This is a genomic window from Nocardiopsis sp. iso_25 (assembly GCF_056173305.1).
In genome coordinates this window covers 6,471,137-6,487,495 of the sequence record NZ_CM149667.1, presented here as the reverse complement: position 1 = coordinate 6,487,495, position 16,359 = coordinate 6,471,137, and the positions used below count along the sequence as shown (strand labels likewise).

Sequence of the window (16,359 nt, the reverse complement as noted above, 5' to 3'; positions counted from 1 at the left end):
CGACGTCGGGGCAGACGCGGACCGCCCGCGCCCCGCGGAGCGGGGACAGCGGGCGGTCGGCGGAGCGGGACCTGGTCAGTCGTCCCAGAAGGCGCTCTCCTTGGCGGGCTCCTCCGCGGCCGCGGAGGAGGAGCGCCCGCCCTTGGCCGCGGGCTTGGCGGGGGTCTTGGCCGCGCTCTTGGCGGGCTTGCGGGCCGGGGCCGGGGTCTTGGCGCCGGTGTGCCGGGGGCGCGGGGTGACCGCGCTCTTGGCGATGGGCTCGGCGGGACGCGGGGTCTCGCCGGAGTGGATGCTCAGCGCCTCCTCCTCCACGGACAGCATCTTGCGGACCGCGGCGGGCACCTCGGGCAGCTTCTCGGAACGCAGGTGCGCTCCGAGCACCTCCAGGGCGTGGTCGCACAGCAGTTGGCGGGAGCGCTCGGACCTGACCCCGCTGAGCTCCTCGATCTCCGGCAGGGCCCGCTCGCGCAGCAGGCGGATGACGTCGCGCAGCCGGTCCCGCGTCTTGCGGTCGGTCATGGACATGACGGTCAGCTCCGCCTCGGCGAGGAAGCTGTCGCCGCCGTCGACCGAGTCGCGTTCGGCGATGAAGGCGCTGGTGAGGGTGCGCGCGGAGGCGCGGGAGGAGGTGCGGATGGAGTCGCGCCTGACCAGACGGGCCTGGACGGCGGTGACGACGACGCTGGTGACCAGGCTGATTCCGGCGCCCAACAGGATCAGTACGAGGGGGTTCTCTGGGAACACGGCGGGGACCTTTCCGGGCGGGGGTCCGCACGGGCGCGGCCACGGGGGTGACGGAGGTGTGCGGGGCAGGGGTGATGCTCGGTGACTATTCGTCACACCGAGGGCGGTTGTCAAGTGCGGGCACGGGGCGAGTACGCGCCGACGAGCGCGCCGTCGCAGTTCAGCCGGGGTGAGCGCGGGGGCACGGCTCGGTCGCGGGTCGCAGCGGCTGCCGGAGGGGGCCGATCCCCTCCCGTGCGATGATTCCCGGTCGGGCGCGGAGGTAACTTCCCCGTCCACAGCCTGTGGACGAAGAGCGGGGCGGTCGGGCGTGCGCCGGGTCCGACCCCGCCTCCGGGGCCCGGGGCCGGACCGCCCTGGGGCGCACGGGACCCGCCGGGCTCAAGCCTCAGCGTTCCCTCAGCCCGCCAGGAGCTTGTTCACCGCCTCCGGCGACAGGATCTCCTCGGTCACCATGGCCGCGCAGCCGCGCACGCCCGCGTCGTCCCACAGGGAGCTGGCCACGACGCGCAGCTGCCGGGTGGCCAGGGCGGTGCACTGCTGGAACACCACCTCGCGCACACCCGCCACCAGGTGGTCGTAGGCCTCGGCCAGGTCGCCGCCCAGCACGACCACCTCGGGGTTGAGCAGGTTCACCGCCCCCGCGAGGGCCTCGCCCAGTCTGCGCCCGGCCTCCCGGACCAGGGTGACGGCCACCGGGTCGCCCCCCGAGGCCAGCGCCACCAGGTCCTTGAGCGTCCGCGCCCGGCACCCCTGCTCGGCGGCGCTCTCCAGCAGCCGCCGCCCGCCCGCTACCGCCTCCAGGCAGTCGGTGTTGCCGCACCGGCACGGAAGCCCGCCCGCGCCGCGCACCGGGATGTGCCCGATCTCCCCGGCGGCGCCCAGCGAGCCGCGCAGCAGCCGCCCGCCGGACAGCAGGCCCGCGCCGATCCCCGTGGAGACCTTCACGAACACCATGTCGTCGGGGTGCCCGTGCCCGCCCGCGATGTGCTCGCCGAGCGCCATCACGTTCACGTCGTTGTCCACCATCACCGGCACCGGGAAGCGCTCGGCGACCAGCGGGGCCAGCGCCACGCCCGCCCACTTGCCGAGGAAGGGGCGGTCGTCGGCGCGGCCCGCGTGGAACTCGACGGTGCCGGGCAGGCCGATGCCCACGCCGCGCACGTCACCGGGGTCGCGGCCGAGCGAGGCGATCTGCTCGGACCAGGTGTCCAGCAGCCAGGGGAGGGTGGAGTCGGGGCCCTGCTCCATCGCGGGCGAGCCCGGGGTGCGCACGAGGACCTCGCCGTCGAGGTCGCACACGGCGGCCTGGCTGCGGACCATGCCCAGGGCACTGGTGAGGATGAGGCCGCTGGCGGCGTTGAACTCCAGCAGGGTCGGCGGCCGTCCGCCGCTGGAGACCGCGCCCGAGCCCTCGGTGACGAGCCCGCCGCCGATCAGCTCGGTGACCCGCAGGGCGACGGAGGGACGGGACAGGCCCGTGACCCGGCCGATCTCGGAGCGGCTGGTCGCGGTTCCGGAGCGGATCAGCTCCAGGATGTGGCCGCTGGTGGCAGCAGAGGACAGGCGTCCGGGGGTTCTGGCCATAGCTCATTCAACCATGAGGTTACGACTACAAGGCTGGGAGGTTATGTAAATAATTGTTCTCAAGTGTGCTTGGTTTTTTACCATAGTCGGGCTTAGGCTCAAAGGGCCGGACGTCCCGCGCGTCCGCACCGCCTCCCCGCACCCCCCGCCTGCGTCACACTCCGCCCCCCGCTCCCCATCCCCTTCCCTCCCCGCTGGAGCAGACCGAAGATGCCGCAGCAGTCCGCGTCCCGTGCCACCGACCTGGTGGTCTTCGGGGGTACCGGCGACCTGTCCATGCGCAAACTCCTCCCCTCCCTGTACCTGCTGGACCGCGACGGCCACCTGGACGGGGGGACCCGCGTCGTCGCCGTCTCGCGCGACGGCCTCACCGACGCCGACCTCAGGGACAAGGCCGCCTCCGCGGTCCGCGGCCACCACGCCGTCCAGGTCGCCGAGCCCGACGTGCTCCACCGGTTCCTGGAGCGCCTCTCCCACGTCACCGTGGACGTCGGCGGCGACCCCTCGGGCTGGGACGCCCTCACCGCCGCCCTCGGCCCCGGCCGCGACCGCGTCTTCTACCTCGCCGTCCCGCCGATGATCTCCGGCGCGATCTGCCGCGGCCTGAGCGACGCCGGGCTCGTCACCCCCGACTCCCGCGTGGTCATGGAGAAGCCCCTGGGCCGCGACCTGGCCTCCTCCCGCGCCGTCAACGACGCGGTGGGGGCGGTCTTCGACGAGTCGCGCATCTACCGCATCGACCACTACCTGGGCAAGGAGACGGTGCAGAACCTGCTGGTGCTGCGGTTCGCCAACGTCTTCCTCGAACCCCTGTGGAACTCCCGCTGGATCGACCACGTCCAGATCACCGCCGCCGAGACCGTCGGCGTCGGCGGGCGCCGGGGCTACTACGACACCTCCGGCGCCATGCGCGACATGGTCCAGAACCACCTGCTCCAACTGCTGTGCCTGACCGCCATGGAGCCCCCGGTCAGCTACGACCGCGACTCCGTCCGCGACGAGAAGCTCAAGGTCCTCCAGTCGCTGCGCCCCCTCACCGGGGACCGCGTCGCCGAGGACACCGTGCGCGGCCAGTACGGGCGCGGTTCCGTCCAGGGGTCGGAGGTGCTCGGCTACCTCGACGAGCCCGGCGGGCCCGCCCTCAGCGACACCGAGACCTTCGTGGCACTGCGTGCCGAGGTGGCCAACTGGCGCTGGGCGGGGGTGCCCTTCTACCTGCGCACCGGCAAGCGCATGTCGCACTCCCGCTCGGAGATCGTCATCCGCTTCCGCGAGGTGCCGCACACGATCTTCCCCGGCACCAACCTGCCCGGCGCGGGCAGCCTCGTCATCCGGCTCCAGCCGGACGAGGGCATACACCTGACCATGCTGGCCAAGACGCCCGGCGCCGGAGCGCTGCGGCTGCGGCCCGCCCCGCTGGAGCTCAGCTTCGCCGACACCTTCGCCACCCGCTCGCCCGAGGCCTACGAGCGGCTGCTGACGGACGTCCTGGCCGGTGACTCCACCCTCTTCATGCGCCGCGACGAGGTCGAGGCCGCCTGGCGCTGGGTGGACCCCGTCATCGAGGCGTGGAACGGCCTGAGCACCACCCCCGAGACCTATCCAGCCGGAAGCGCCGGCCCCGCGGGCGCGCACCGGCTCATCGGCCGAACAGGCCGTACGTGGTACGAAGAGGAGCGACCCCGATGACCGCGCACATCCCCGGCGACGCCGACACCGCAGGGTACGGACCAGCCGTCCACCCCGTCGTCGCAGACGTCACCCGGCGCCTCGCCGAGCGCAGCGCCGACACCCGGTCCGCCTACCTGGCGCGGATCGACGCGGCGGCGGCCGAGGGCCCCGCCCGTTCCGCGCTGGGCTGCGCCAACCTCGCCCACGGGTTCGCGGCCTGCGGCGTCTCGGACAAGCTCAAGCTGTCCGGCGACGTCACGCCCAACCTGGCGATCGTCTCGGCCTACAACGACATGCTCTCCGCGCACCAGCCGCTGGAGTCCTACCCGGCCGTGATCAAGGCCGCCGTGGCCGAGGCGGGCGGCGTCGCCCAGTTCGCCGGGGGCGTGCCCGCCATGTGCGACGGCATCACGCAGGGCCGCGCGGGCATGGAGCTGTCCCTGTTCAGCCGGGACGTCATCGCGATGGCCACCGCCGTGGCCCTCTCCCACGACATGTTCGACGGCGCGCTGATGCTCGGAGTGTGCGACAAGATCGTGCCGGGCCTGCTGATCGGCGCCCTGTCCTTCGGCCACCTGCCGGTGGCGTTCGTGCCCGCCGGGCCCATGCCCTCGGGCCTGCCCAACAAGGACAAGGCCCGCGTGCGCCAGCGCTTCGCCGAGGGCCAGGTGGGCCGCCGCGAGCTGCTCCAGGCCGAGTCCGCCGCCTACCACTCGCCCGGCACCTGCACCTTCTACGGCACCGCCAACTCCAACCAGATGCTCATGGAGGTCATGGGCCTGCACCTGGCCGGGGCCAGCTTCGAGCAGCCGGGCACCCCGCTGCGCGAGGCCCTGACCGCCGAGGCCGGGCGCAGCGTGCTCGCCCGCACCGCCCTGGGCGACTCCTACAACCCGGTCGGCCGCCAGGTCGACGAGCGGGCCGTCGTCAACGCCGTGGTCGCCCTGCTGGCCACCGGCGGCTCCAGCAACCACACCCTGCACCTGGTCGCCATCGCCCGCGCCGCCGGTATCGAGCTGACCTGGGACGACTTCGCGGACCTGTCCGAGGTGGTGCCGCTGCTCACCCGCATGTACCCCAACGGCGCCGCCGACGTGAACCAGTTCCACGAGGCGGGCGGCATGGCCCACCTGATCGGCTCCCTGCTGGACGCCGGGCTGCTCCACGAGGACGTGCGCACCCTGATGGGCGAGGGCCTGGGCCGCTACCGCCAGGTCCCGAACCTGGACGGGGGCGAGCTGACCTGGGTCGACGGCCCCAAGGAGAGCGGCGACACCTCCGTCCTGCGCGGTACGGACGACCCCTTCGCCCCCGACGGCGGCCTGCGCATGCTGTCGGGCAACCTGGGCCGCGCCGTCATCAAGGTGTCCGCGGTCGCGCCGGAGCGGCACGTGGTGGAGGCGCCCGCCCGCGTCTTCGGCGACCAGGCCGAACTCCAGGACGCGTTCGCCGCAGGGGAGCTGACCGGCGACTTCGTCGCGGTGGTCCGCTTCCAGGGGCCGCGCGCCAACGGCATGCCCGAGCTGCACAAGCTCACGCCGCCGCTGGCGGTGCTCCAGGACCGGGGCCAGAAGGTGGCGCTGGTGACCGACGGCCGCATGTCGGGCGCCTCGGGCAAGGTGCCCGCCGCCATCCACGTCTCCCCCGAGGCCGAGGCGGGCGGAGCGCTGGCCTACGTCCGCGACGGCGACCCCATCCGCCTGGACGCCACCACGGGCACACTGGAGGTGCTGGCCGACCTGACCGGCCGCGAGCCCGCCCGTCCCAGCGCGGACTCCGCCACCGGCACCGGCCGGGAGCTCTTCGCGGCCCTGCGCGGCGCGGTCGGCCCCGCGGAGAAGGGCGCCGGGGTCTTCGGATCCTGACCCGCCGACCGGGCGCGCCGGGGGACCGGCCCGGGGGCGCGCGGCGGACACCCGCCACGCACGCCCCCGCGGCCGCGGCGCGCCCACCCCAGACCTTCGAACGACCCTGGAGAGACACGACATGACGACGAACCCCCGTTCGGGCGCCGACATCCTCGACCTGGCCCCGGTGATGCCGGTGGTGGTCGTCTCGGACGCCGACTCCGCCGTGCCGCTGGCCCGCGCGCTGGTGGCGGGCGGCCTGCCGGGCATCGAGGTGACCCTGCGGACCCCGGCCGCGCTGGAGGCCATCGCGCGGATCGCCGCCGAGGTGCCCGAGGCCGTGGTCGGCGCGGGCACCGTGGCCACCCCCGACCAGGCGGCCGCGGCCGCCGAGGCGGGAGCGCGCTTCCTGGTCAGCCCGGGGTGCACCGACCGGCTGGCGTCGGCCATGTCCGACACGGGCCTGCCCTTCCTGCCCGGCGTGGGCACCGTCTCCGAGGCCTTGGCGCTCCTGGAGCGCGGGGTGACGGAGATGAAGTTCTTCCCGGCCGAGGCCTCGGGCGGCGCGGCGTTCCTGAAGTCGCTGGCGGGCCCCCTGCCCCAGGTGCGGTTCTGCCCTACCGGCGGCATCACCGTCGCTTCGGCCCCCGCCTACCTCGCGCTGCCCAACGTGGGCTGCGTGGGCGGCAGCTGGCTGACCCCGGCCGACCTGGTGGCGGCGGGGGAGTGGGAGCGGATCACCGGTCTGGCCAGGGAGGCGGCGGCTTTCTAGAGCTTTTCGCCCCAACCCCGGCCGCCGTATCGGCGGCCGGGGTTTTCCCCTTTTCCGGGTTATTTTTACGGCTTTCTGCTGTTATCCGGGTTTTCCGTCTCGGGTCGGCGCGTCTCCTCCCCGGGGCGGAGACGCGGGGCGGCGCGGCCCCGACCGCGGGCGGCGGCGCCGCAGTCGCCGTGTCGGTCGGGTCAGGGATAAAAGCAGGTGGAAGCGGGTCCGTTTCCCGGATCGCGGGCATTCGCGGCCCTCCTTCGGGTGGGGGCCTCCTTTGCGCGACCCCCGCACCCGGGTACGGGGGGTCGTCCCGCGGAAGGCCGCGGACCCGTCCCGAAGGAGGAGGGGAAAATGGTCCGCGTGAATGAAGACCGCGGCGCGGCCGGAGCCTAATGTGTATTTCGCAACAGGCGTTACCGACAAAACGGTCGCCGTGTTCCGAGAAAGGCATTCCCATGGCCGTTTCCGCCAGCAACCGCCCCGAGATCAACCTCGACGTCGACGCCGAGACCTTCGAGACCCCGGGCTCGGGCCGGTCCGTCGAGAACAGCGGCGCCGAGGCCCCCGGCCCGATCACCTTCGGCACCACCTGCTGGGGCACCCCCTGCCCGAGCGCCAACACCGTCTCCTGCTAGGGGGTGGACCCGCAGTCCCCACAGAGGCCGTGGACGGCACTCGGCCGTCCGTGACGGTGGAACCCCGTCCCTGAACCACCGCGGCCCGGCACGACCAGGCCCGGGGCGGCGGCCGCTCGGCGACCGCCGCCCCGCGGCACATCCACAGGTGTTCCCCGTCCCTTCCGCGAGCGCGGCTCCGCGGGCGCGGACCCGGCCGAGGAGGCAGCCCCCATGCACGACGACACAGCGCAGGACCGCGAGGAGACGCCGCCGGACGCCGCGCCGCCGCTGGGCCTGCTGGAGTACCTCGACCTGACCGAGGGCCGACCCGTCCGGGACAAGCGCGACACCGCCTTCGCCTCGGCCCTGCTCGCCGAGCGCCTGGGCTACAGCCGCGTCTGGCTGCCCGAGCACCACGCCTCCGGCGTGCCCAGCACCAACCCGCTGCTGCTGGCCGCCGTCCTGGGCAGCCACACCCGGCGCGTGCGGGTGGGCACCGCCGTCACGCTGTCCAGGATCCGCGACCCCCACCTGACCGCCGAGGACGTCGCCGCCGCCGCGCACTTCTGCCCCGACCGCCTCGACGTCGGGTTCGGCCGGGGCGACGTGAGCGGGGGAGCGGCCGAGGACCTCGCCCACCTGCGAGAACGCGGACAGGACGTGGGCGCCGTCATCGACGCGACCGTCGCCCTCCTGCGCGGGGGCGCCGAATGGGTCGATCCGGTGGACACCGGGTTCCAGCTCTGGTCGCACGGCGCCGGGAACCGCTCCGCCGAGATCGCGGCCAGGACCGGCACCCACTACTGCCACGCCCTGTTCTTCAACACCGACGTGGACGCCTGCGTCAGCACGCTCAGGGCCTACCGCGCGGCCCGCCCCGGCGGACGCACGGCCGTGGCCCTGGCCCTGGTCGCCAACGACGACCCCGCCGCGGCGCGCGCCGACAGCCTGCGCCAGGGCGTGCGGGTCAACTGCGCGGGCACGGCCGACCAGTGCGCCGAAGCCGTGCACCGCGTCCTGGCCATCACCGGCGCCGACGAGGCGGTCGTCACCGAGCTGTCCAGCGACCCCGGGGACCACCTGCGCGCCGTGGAGGAGGTCTTCGCCGCCGTGCGCCGCCGCGCGGCCTCCCCCGCCGGGGCCGCGGCCCTTCCCGACGGCGCCGCCTCCGATGGCACCACCACACCCACCGGCCGTCCTGCGCCCGCAGACGGGCCCCTTCCCGCCGGGGCCGCCGCCACGGGAAGCGGTGCCCGGTGAGCGGATCGGACTTCGGCCTGGTCCGCGTACCCCTGCTCAGCGTCGAGGAGTCCGCCCGCATGGTCGCCGCGGGCGACGTCCACGACCCCGTCGCCGCCATGGCCGTCGACCTGGCCGCGGACCCCCACCTGCGCACCGCGTCCGCGTCCGAGGAGCGCGCCCGCGCCACCCTGCTGCGCTACCTCGCGCGCATGGGCGGGCGCGCCACCCCCTACGGACTGTTCGCCGGAACCGCGCCGCTGACGGTCGGGGACCGCCGCGACCTGGAGGCCGACCGGCGCGACCGGCACCGCGTGCGGGTGCGCGTGGACGTGCGCGCCCTGGAGGAGACGGTCGCCGACGCCCTCGCCGCCGCCGACCCCGACCGCGTCCCCCTGCGCCTCAACCCCCTGGCCCGCGTCGGCCCCTCCGCCGTGCGCTTCGCCGCTCCGGGCGACGCCACCGCGGCCGTGGTGAGCGTGCGGCGCACCGAGGCCATCGACACCGCCCTGGAGGTCCTCGGCGGCGCCGAGACGAACGCCGCCGACCTCGCCGACGCGCTCGCCGAGCGGCTGCCCGGCGTGGAGCCCGACCGCCTGCGCACCTTCGTGCGCGGCCTGCGGGACAGGGGCCTGCTCCAGCCCTCCGACGGCCTGATCGCCCCCGGCGACGAGCCCGCCGACCGGGCCGTGCGCCTCCTGGACGCCGTCGGCGACCGCGACCGGGCCGCCGCCGTGCGCGTCCTGCTGACCGACGCCGCCGGCGAGCGCCCCTTCGAGCCGGGGCTGCGCGACCGGCTCGACACCGCATGGGACCGCGCCGCCGACCACGCGCCCGCCCTGGCCCGGACCAGGTACGCCGAACGCTTCGACCTGCACCCCGAACTCGCCATGCGCGCCGCCAGCCTGGACCGGCGCACCGTCGCCGACCTGCGCTCCGCCGTGCGCCGCCTCGCCGCCCTCTCCTCCCCCGGAGGCGGCCCCGGCTTCGACACGGCCTCCTTCCGCGCCGCCTTCGCCCAGCGCTTCGAGGACGCCGAGGTGCCGCTGCTGAGCGCGCTGGACCTGGAGTCGGGCGTGCTGCGGCCCGCTCAGCGCGGCGCCTCCGAACTCGCCGCGAGGGCGGGCCTGCGCACCGGTTCCCGCCCCGCCGAGCCCACCGTCAAACCCGAGCTGCTCGACCTGCTCGGACGCTGGACCGCCGACGGCGGCCACCTCGACGGCGGCTCCGTGGACATCGCCCACCTGCCCGAGGCCGACACCGACGGCTCCCGCGCGCTGCTGGCCGTCCTGCTCGGCGACGCCGACCCGGCCTCCCACGACGGACCGCACAGCATGCTCGTCGGCGGGGTCGGCCGCGCCCCCCACGCCCTGGTGGCCCGGTTCGGCCTCCACCGCCCCGCCGTGGCCGACCGCGCCCGGGAGCAGGTGGACCGCGCCCGCGAGCGGTACCGCGCCGAGGACGCGGCGGAGGAGCCCCTGCACGCCGAACTCGTCTACCACCCGGGCGGACGCATCGGCAACGTCCTGGTGCGCCCCCGTTTGCTGGACGAGACCATCGCCCTGACCGGCGCCCACGGGGGCACCCTGCACCTGGACCGGCTGCTCCTGCGCCTGTGCCCGGACGGATTCCGGCTGCGCGACTCCCGCACCGGCCGACCGGTCCTCGTGGAGCTCAACACCGCCCACAACGTCGACTTCCACGGCCTGGACCCGGTCTACGCGGTGCTCGGCCACCTGGCCACGTCCGGGGGAGCGGGCTGGTCGTGGGGCCCGCTGGCCCGTCTGCCCCACCTGCCGCGCGTCACCTGCGGCCGGGTCGTGGTCACCCCCGAGCGCTGGCTGCTGCGTCCCGGGGACGTCGCCGCGGTCCTGTCCGCGCCCTCCCCGGCCGCCGCACTGCGCGACCGCCTGCCCGGCCTGGGCGGGCGCACCTGGGTGGGCACCGGCGAGTACGACCACGTGCTCCCCGTGGACCTGCGCGAGGACGCCTCGGTGCGCGCCGCCTTGGCGCGCGCCGGAGACCGCGACACCGCCTTCGTGGAGATGCCCCAGGCCGAGGCGCCCGCCGTGCGCGGTCCCGGCGGGGGCCACGTCGCCGAGGTGGTCGTGCCCACCGGACCCGTCCTGCGCGAGCCGCCCGGCACCGGCGCGGGCACGGCCCTCCTGGACCGCGGCCACGGCCGGGCCTGGGTCTACGCGCGCCTGTACTGCGGGCACGCCACCGCCGACCGGGTGGTGTCGCGCGCCCACCGGCTCTCCACGGACCTGCGCGCCGCCGGGCGGGCCGACCAGTGGTTCTTCCTCCGCTACCAGGACGGGGACGGCTACCACGTGCGGGTGCGCGTCCGCCCGGCCGGACCCGCCGCGCGGCCCGGCGTGCTCACCGCCGTGGACGCCCTCGGAGCCCGGCTGGCCGCCGAGGGCCTGGTCAGCCGGGTCGTCCTGGACGAGTACGTGCCCGAGGTGGCGCGCTACGGCGGCACCGAGGGCCTGCGGGCGGCCGAGGAGCTGTTCACCGCTTCCAGCGACCGCGTCGCCGCCGCGCTGCCGGACCTGGCCGACGAGTCCGCCCGCCTCTACCGGGCGGTCGCCGACGTCGCCCACTGGTGCACCGAACTGTTCGCCGCCTCCGACGAGCGCGACGCGTTCCTGCGCGCGTGCCAGGGCGGCCTGGACGTGTCCCCCACCCGCGAGGGCAACCGCCTCGGCAAGTTCGCCCGCGCGCACGAGTCCGCCCTGCGCGCCCACGTGGAGGGGGTCCGACCCGACGAGGACGTGGCCAAGGCCCTGGGCGCGCTGGCCGCCGCCCTGGAGCCCGGCACCGGGACCCGCGGCCGGTGGTCGGTGTTCGGGTCGGCGCTGCACCTGCACCTGAACCGGACCTTCGCCTTCGACGCGGTGCGCATGGAGTACCTGGCGCACGAACTCGCCCGGCGCCACCTGCGCCGCCTGCACGCACTGGAGGGCAAGAAGCGATGAACGACGCTGACACGCTGGACCTGGCGCGGCGGTTCCTGGCCGACACGGACGCCCATGTGCGCGAGAACCCCACGTTCCCGCTGCTGCTGGACCAGGCCGTGGCCCGGATGGAGTTCGCCCGCGCCCTCGGCGAGGACCACCGCGCGGAGGACGCCTTCCACGGGGCGATGGGCCTGCTGCGCTCCGGCGGCGGCACCGGCCCCTGGCTCTACCGGGGCGCCGCCCAGGCCGGGTGGACCGCGCTCCGGCTCGCCCGGGAGCGCGGCACGGAGCCGTCCGGACTGGGCGCCGTGGACGACGCGGTCCTGCGGTGGATCGCCGACTACCCCGCCGAGGGCGAGGTCGACCTGCCCATGGGCGTGCTGGGCCTGGGCGCCTACGCCCTGGCCCACCCCGACGCCGGGTTCCGCGACAAGGCCACCTCCGGCGTCCTGGACGTGGTCGAGGAGCGCGCCGAACGCGACGACGACGGCCTGTTCCTGCGCCTGGGCGACTCACCGGCGCGCCGCGCCGACCAGTCCGCGGGCTGCCGGGTGCTCGGCGCCGCCCACGGCACCGCCGGACTGGTGTCCTACCTCGCCTCGGCCGCCGGGACGGCCGCCGCCCCGCGCGCACGCCCGCTGCTCGACGACTCCGTGCGCTGGCTGCGCGCCCAGCGCGGCGACTTCTCCCACGCCGTCTTCCCGCACCGGGTCGAGACGCGCTACACGCCCGCCCGCGCCACCTGGTGCTCGGGGGACCCCGGCATCGCCCTGGCCCTGACCGCGGCCGCCGGGGTCACCGGGGACCCGCGCGACGCCGACCTGGCCCGCGCCACCGCCCTGGCGGTCGCCACCCGGCCCGAGCGCGACTGCGGGATCACGGACGGGTGCGTGTGCCACGGCGCCGCCGGACTGGTCTGGTTCGGCCGCCGCGCCCACGACGACCACGGCCTGTCCGAGGGGCTGGAGTGCGTGCGGCGCTGGACCGGCTGGCTCGCCGAGCGGCGCGCCGAAGGGCCGCTGACCTACTTCAACCCCGCCGGGATGATCCGCGACGCCTCCTTCCTCGAAGGGGACGCGGGCGTGGCCCTGGCACTGCTGTACGCGGCCACCGGGACGCGGCCCGCGTGGGAGCAGCTCGTCCTGGCGCGCCCCGTCACACCGGAGGTCTGATGCCCGGCTCCCCGCCGACCGAAGCGCCCGCCGACCGGGGCCGCCACTGGGTCCTGCGGCTGCTGTCCGCCTGCCGCCGCCACCCGGGGCTGACCGCGGGGGTGGCCGCTGCGGCCGTCCTGGGGACCGGGCTGACCGCGCTGGCCCCGCTGGCCGCCCAGATCGCCGTGGACGACGCGGTCCAGGGGCGCACGGACCGGATCGGCGTGCTCGCCCTCGCCCTGCTGGGGGCCGCCGCGCTCCAGTTCGCCGGGGCGTTCGCCCGCCAGTTCCTGTCCGGCAAGCTCGCCCTGGGCGTCCAGCACGACCTGCGCACGGCCGTGTTCGACTCGGTCCAGCGGCTCGACGGCGGCAGACAGGACACCCTGCGCACCGGCCAGGTGATGTCGCGCGCGAACACCGACCTGCAACTGGTCCAGGGGCTGCTGGCCACCGCGCCGCAGGCCCTGGGCGGCCTCGTGCTCATCGTGTTCGCCTTCTCCGCGATGCTGTGGCTCTCCCCCGCGCTCACCGTCGTGGCCGCGGCCGTCGTGGCCTCCTTCGTCGTGGTGACGGCGCGGGTCAGCAGGCGCATGCCGCCCGCGACCATGGCCGTGCAGCGCCGCGCCGCCGAGATCGCCCAGCACGTCGAGGAGACCGTGACCGGCGTCCGCGTCGTCAAGGCCTTCGGCCAGGAGGAGCGCGAGACCCGGCGCCTGGCCGACCTCGCCGCCCGCCTGTTCGGCGAGCGCATGCGCGTGGCCCGCATGCAGGCGGCCCCCAGCGCCACCCTCGGCGTGCTGCCCTACCTCGGTCAGGCCGCGGTGCTGGTGGCGGGCGCGTGGCTGGTCGCGCGCGGCGAGGTGTCCCTGGGCGCCCTCGTCGCCTTCTCGGGGTACATGGTCACCCTCACCGCGCCGTCGGCGTCCCTGTCCAACCTGGTCATGAGCGCCCAGCTCGTGCGGCCCGCGGCCCTGCGCGTGTTCGACCTCGCCGACTCCCGCCCCGACGTCACCGACGCGCCCGACGCCGCCGACGTGCCCGAGGGGCCGGTCGGCGTGGAGCTGGACGGCGTGCGCTTCGGCTACACCCGCGACTCCACCGTGCTCGACGGGCTGTCCCTGCGCGTGCGCCCCGGCGAGACCCTGGCGCTGGTCGGCCCCGCCGGGTCGGGCAAGTCCACCGTCTCGCTGCTGCTGCCCCGCTTCTACGACACCACCGGCGGCGCCGTGCGGATCGGCCCTCCCGGCGGCGCGGTGGACGTGCGCTCGCTGCGCCTGCGCTCGCTGCGCGCCGCGGTCGGCGTGGCCTTCGAGGAGCCGTTCCTGTTCTCCGGCACGGTCGCCGACAACATCGCGTACGGACGCCCGCACGCCACCCGCGAGCAGGTCCGCGCGGCGGCCCGCGCCGCCGGGGCCGACGGCTTCGTCCGCGCGCTCCCCGACGGCTACGACACCCCCGTGGGCGAGCGCGGCCTGACCCTGTCCGGCGGCCAGCGCCAGCGCGTGGCCCTGGCCCGCACGCTCCTGGGCGACCCCCGCGTCCTGGTGCTGGACGACGCCACCTCGGCCGTGGACGCCGCCACCGAGGCCGCCATGGTCGCCACGCTCGCCGACGTCACCGCCGACCGCACCGTCCTGCTCGTGGCCCACCGCAGGTCCACCCTCGCCCTCGCCGACCGGATCGCGGTGCTCGACGGCGGCCGGGTGGTGGACGTGGGCACCGAGGCGGAACTGACCCGGCGCTGCCCGCTCTTCACGCGGCTGTGCGCCGGGGACGGGGGCGGCGTCGAGGAGCCGGCCCCGACCTCCGACGGGGGCGGCTCCCCCCTGTGGCCCGAACCCGTGCCGGAGACCGCCGACCCCGACGAGGCGGCGCTGCCCGCCGCCGACGACCGCCCCGCCGGGCGCCTGGACCGCACGCCGCCGGAGGAGCCCGGAGCGCGCTTCGGCGTCCGCCGGGTGCTGGCCCCCGTCCGGGCCCTGCTGGCGCTCGCCGTCCTGCTGGTCCTGGCCGACGCCCTGGCCACCACCGCCCTGCCCGTGGTGCTGCGCTGGGGCCTGGACCGGGGCGTCGCCTCCGGCGACGCGGGCGTGGTCGCGTCGGTGGGCGCGGCGGCCCTGGCCCTGGTGGCGGTCAACTGGTGGGTTCTGGCCCTCCAGCCCCGCGTGGTCACCCGGACCGGGGAGAGCGCCCTGTACGCCCTGCGCCTGCGCGTCTTCCGGCACCTGCACCGGCTCGGCGTGGACTTCCACGAGCGCGAGCGCGGCGGCGGGACCATGACCCGCATGACCACCGACGTCACCGCGCTGTCCACGTTCGTGGAGAGCGGGCTGACCATCGTCGTGGTCAACGGCGCCACCGTGCTGGGGATGGTCGCGGCGATGCTGCTGCTGGACCCGGGCCTGGCCCTGGTCGCCCTGGCGGTCCTGCCGGTGCTGCTCGCCGCGACCCTGTACTTCCGCCGCTGCGTGTCGCTGGCCTACCACCTGTCCCGGGAACGGATCGGGGAGGTCAACGCCGACCTCCAGGAACAGGTGGCGGGGGCGCGCGAGTCCCAGGCGGCCGGGGCCGAGGACGGCGCGAGCGAGCGCTTCGCCGCCCTGTCCGACCGCTACCGCAGGACCCGGCTGACCGCCCAGCGCCACATCGCCCTGTACTTCCCGTTCGTCACCCTGCTCGGGGACGTGTCCACCGCCGCCGTCCTCGGGGCGGGTGCGTACCGGGTGGCGGAGGGCACCCTGTCGGTGGGCGTCCTGACCGCGTTCCTGCTCTACCTGGGGATGTTCTACGCCCCGTTCCAGCAGTTGTCGGTGGTCTTCGACAGCTACCAGCAGGCGCGCGTGGGCGTGGACCGCATCGGCGGGCTGCTGCGCACGCCGCCCACCGCCGCGGCCTCCCGGCGGGCGGTCCCCGCACCGGTCCGGCGGGGCGGCGGCCGGGTGCGCCTGGAGGGGGTCGGCTTCACCTACCCCGGCGCGGGCGGGCCCGCCCTGGCCGACATCACCCTGTCCGCCGACCCGGGCGAGACCGTGGCGCTGGTCGGCGGGACCGGCGCCGGGAAGTCCACCGTGGTCAGGCTCATCGCCCGCTTCCACGACCCCGACCGGGGAGCGGTCCTGGTGGACGGGACGGACGTGCGCGACCTCGACCCGGCCGAGCACCGGCGCAGACTCGGCGTGGTCCCCCAGGAGCCCCACCTGTTCACCGGGACCGTCGCGGACAACGTGCGCTACGGACGCCCCGGGGCGGGCGACCGCGAGGTGGAGGAGGCCGTGCGCGCGGTCGGCGCCCTGGACGCCGTGGCGGCCCTGCCCCGGGGGATGCGCCACCCGGTCGGCGAGCGCGGGCGCGGCCTGTCCACCGGGCAGCGCCAGCTCGTCGCGCTGGCGCGGGCGCAGCTGGTGGACCCCGACGTGCTGCTGCTGGACGAGCCCTCCGCGGGGCTGGCCCCGGGCACCGAGCGCGCCGTGCTGACGGCGATGGACCGTCTGTCCCGGGGGAGGACGACCTTCGTGGTCACCCACAGCCTGGCGACGGCCGCCCGCGCGGACCGGATCGCGGTGCTCGACGGCGGGCGGGTGGTCGAGACGGGCACGCACGGGGAGCTGTCGGCGTCGGGGGGCGTCTACGCCCGCCTGTGGCGGAGCAGCGGGGCGGGGCCGGTGCCGGTCTGAGACCGGGCGGCCCCGACCGGCGCGGGTGCCCCGTCACCCCGTGGCGTCACCGGCGTGCGCGGCTCCGGGGCCCTGCTCGGCGGGGGCGCTCCGT

Annotated in this window: 10 protein-coding genes; 8 read left to right on the top strand and 2 right to left on the bottom strand. The window is 76.0% G+C overall.

The window, feature by feature from the left end:
- Window positions 1-75 precede the first annotated feature (75 nt).
- Both AC0VX6_RS27900 and AC0VX6_RS27895 read right to left on the bottom strand, forming a co-directional pair.
- Window positions 76-744 carry a hypothetical protein gene (locus tag AC0VX6_RS27900; protein WP_274975484.1) on the bottom strand — a complete coding sequence of 223 codons (669 nt, stop codon included), beginning with the start codon at window positions 742-744 and terminating at the stop codon, window positions 76-78.
- A gap of 399 nt (window positions 745-1,143) precedes the next feature.
- Window positions 1,144-2,331: an ROK family protein gene (locus AC0VX6_RS27895; protein ID WP_475466879.1), complete on the bottom strand. Its 1,188-nt coding sequence runs from the start codon at window positions 2,329-2,331 to the stop codon at window positions 1,144-1,146.
- Between the two features lie 210 nt (window positions 2,332-2,541).
- Between AC0VX6_RS27895 and zwf the strand changes: the two genes are divergently transcribed.
- From zwf to AC0VX6_RS27855, 8 genes are all read left to right on the top strand, one after another.
- The gene (gene zwf / locus AC0VX6_RS27890) at window positions 2,542-4,020 is read left to right on the top strand and encodes a glucose-6-phosphate dehydrogenase (protein WP_475466877.1); all 1,479 of its coding nucleotides are present in this window, start codon (window positions 2,542-2,544) and stop codon (window positions 4,018-4,020) included.
- The gene (gene edd / locus AC0VX6_RS27885; RefSeq protein WP_274975481.1) at window positions 4,017-5,867 is read left to right on the top strand and encodes a phosphogluconate dehydratase; all 1,851 of its coding nucleotides are present in this window, start codon (window positions 4,017-4,019) and stop codon (window positions 5,865-5,867) included. Before zwf ends, edd begins: the two co-directional genes overlap by 4 nt.
- A gap of 121 nt (window positions 5,868-5,988) precedes the next feature.
- Window positions 5,989-6,621, top strand: coding sequence for a bifunctional 4-hydroxy-2-oxoglutarate aldolase/2-dehydro-3-deoxy-phosphogluconate aldolase (eda, locus tag AC0VX6_RS27880; RefSeq protein WP_248772754.1), 633 nt, complete (start codon window positions 5,989-5,991; stop codon window positions 6,619-6,621).
- A gap of 452 nt (window positions 6,622-7,073) precedes the next feature.
- The gene (locus AC0VX6_RS27875) at window positions 7,074-7,253 is read left to right on the top strand and encodes a hypothetical protein (RefSeq protein WP_274975442.1); all 180 of its coding nucleotides are present in this window, start codon (window positions 7,074-7,076) and stop codon (window positions 7,251-7,253) included.
- Between the two features lie 213 nt (window positions 7,254-7,466).
- Window positions 7,467-8,495: an LLM class flavin-dependent oxidoreductase gene (locus AC0VX6_RS27870; protein ID WP_475466875.1), complete on the top strand. Its 1,029-nt coding sequence runs from the start codon at window positions 7,467-7,469 to the stop codon at window positions 8,493-8,495.
- Window positions 8,492-11,455 (top strand): lantibiotic dehydratase, encoded by a 2,964-nt coding sequence (locus AC0VX6_RS27865; protein ID WP_475466874.1) that lies wholly within the window; start codon window positions 8,492-8,494, stop codon window positions 11,453-11,455. The genes AC0VX6_RS27870 and AC0VX6_RS27865 overlap by 4 nt, the downstream gene beginning before the upstream one ends.
- Window positions 11,452-12,609, top strand: a complete 1,158-nt coding sequence (locus tag AC0VX6_RS27860) for a lanthionine synthetase C family protein (RefSeq protein ID WP_274975439.1) — start codon at window positions 11,452-11,454, stop codon at window positions 12,607-12,609. Before AC0VX6_RS27865 ends, AC0VX6_RS27860 begins: the two co-directional genes overlap by 4 nt.
- Window positions 12,609-16,265 (top strand): ABC transporter ATP-binding protein, encoded by a 3,657-nt coding sequence (locus AC0VX6_RS27855; RefSeq protein ID WP_475466872.1) that lies wholly within the window; start codon window positions 12,609-12,611, stop codon window positions 16,263-16,265. Before AC0VX6_RS27860 ends, AC0VX6_RS27855 begins: the two co-directional genes overlap by 1 nt.
- Window positions 16,266-16,359: the final 94 nt, after the last annotated feature.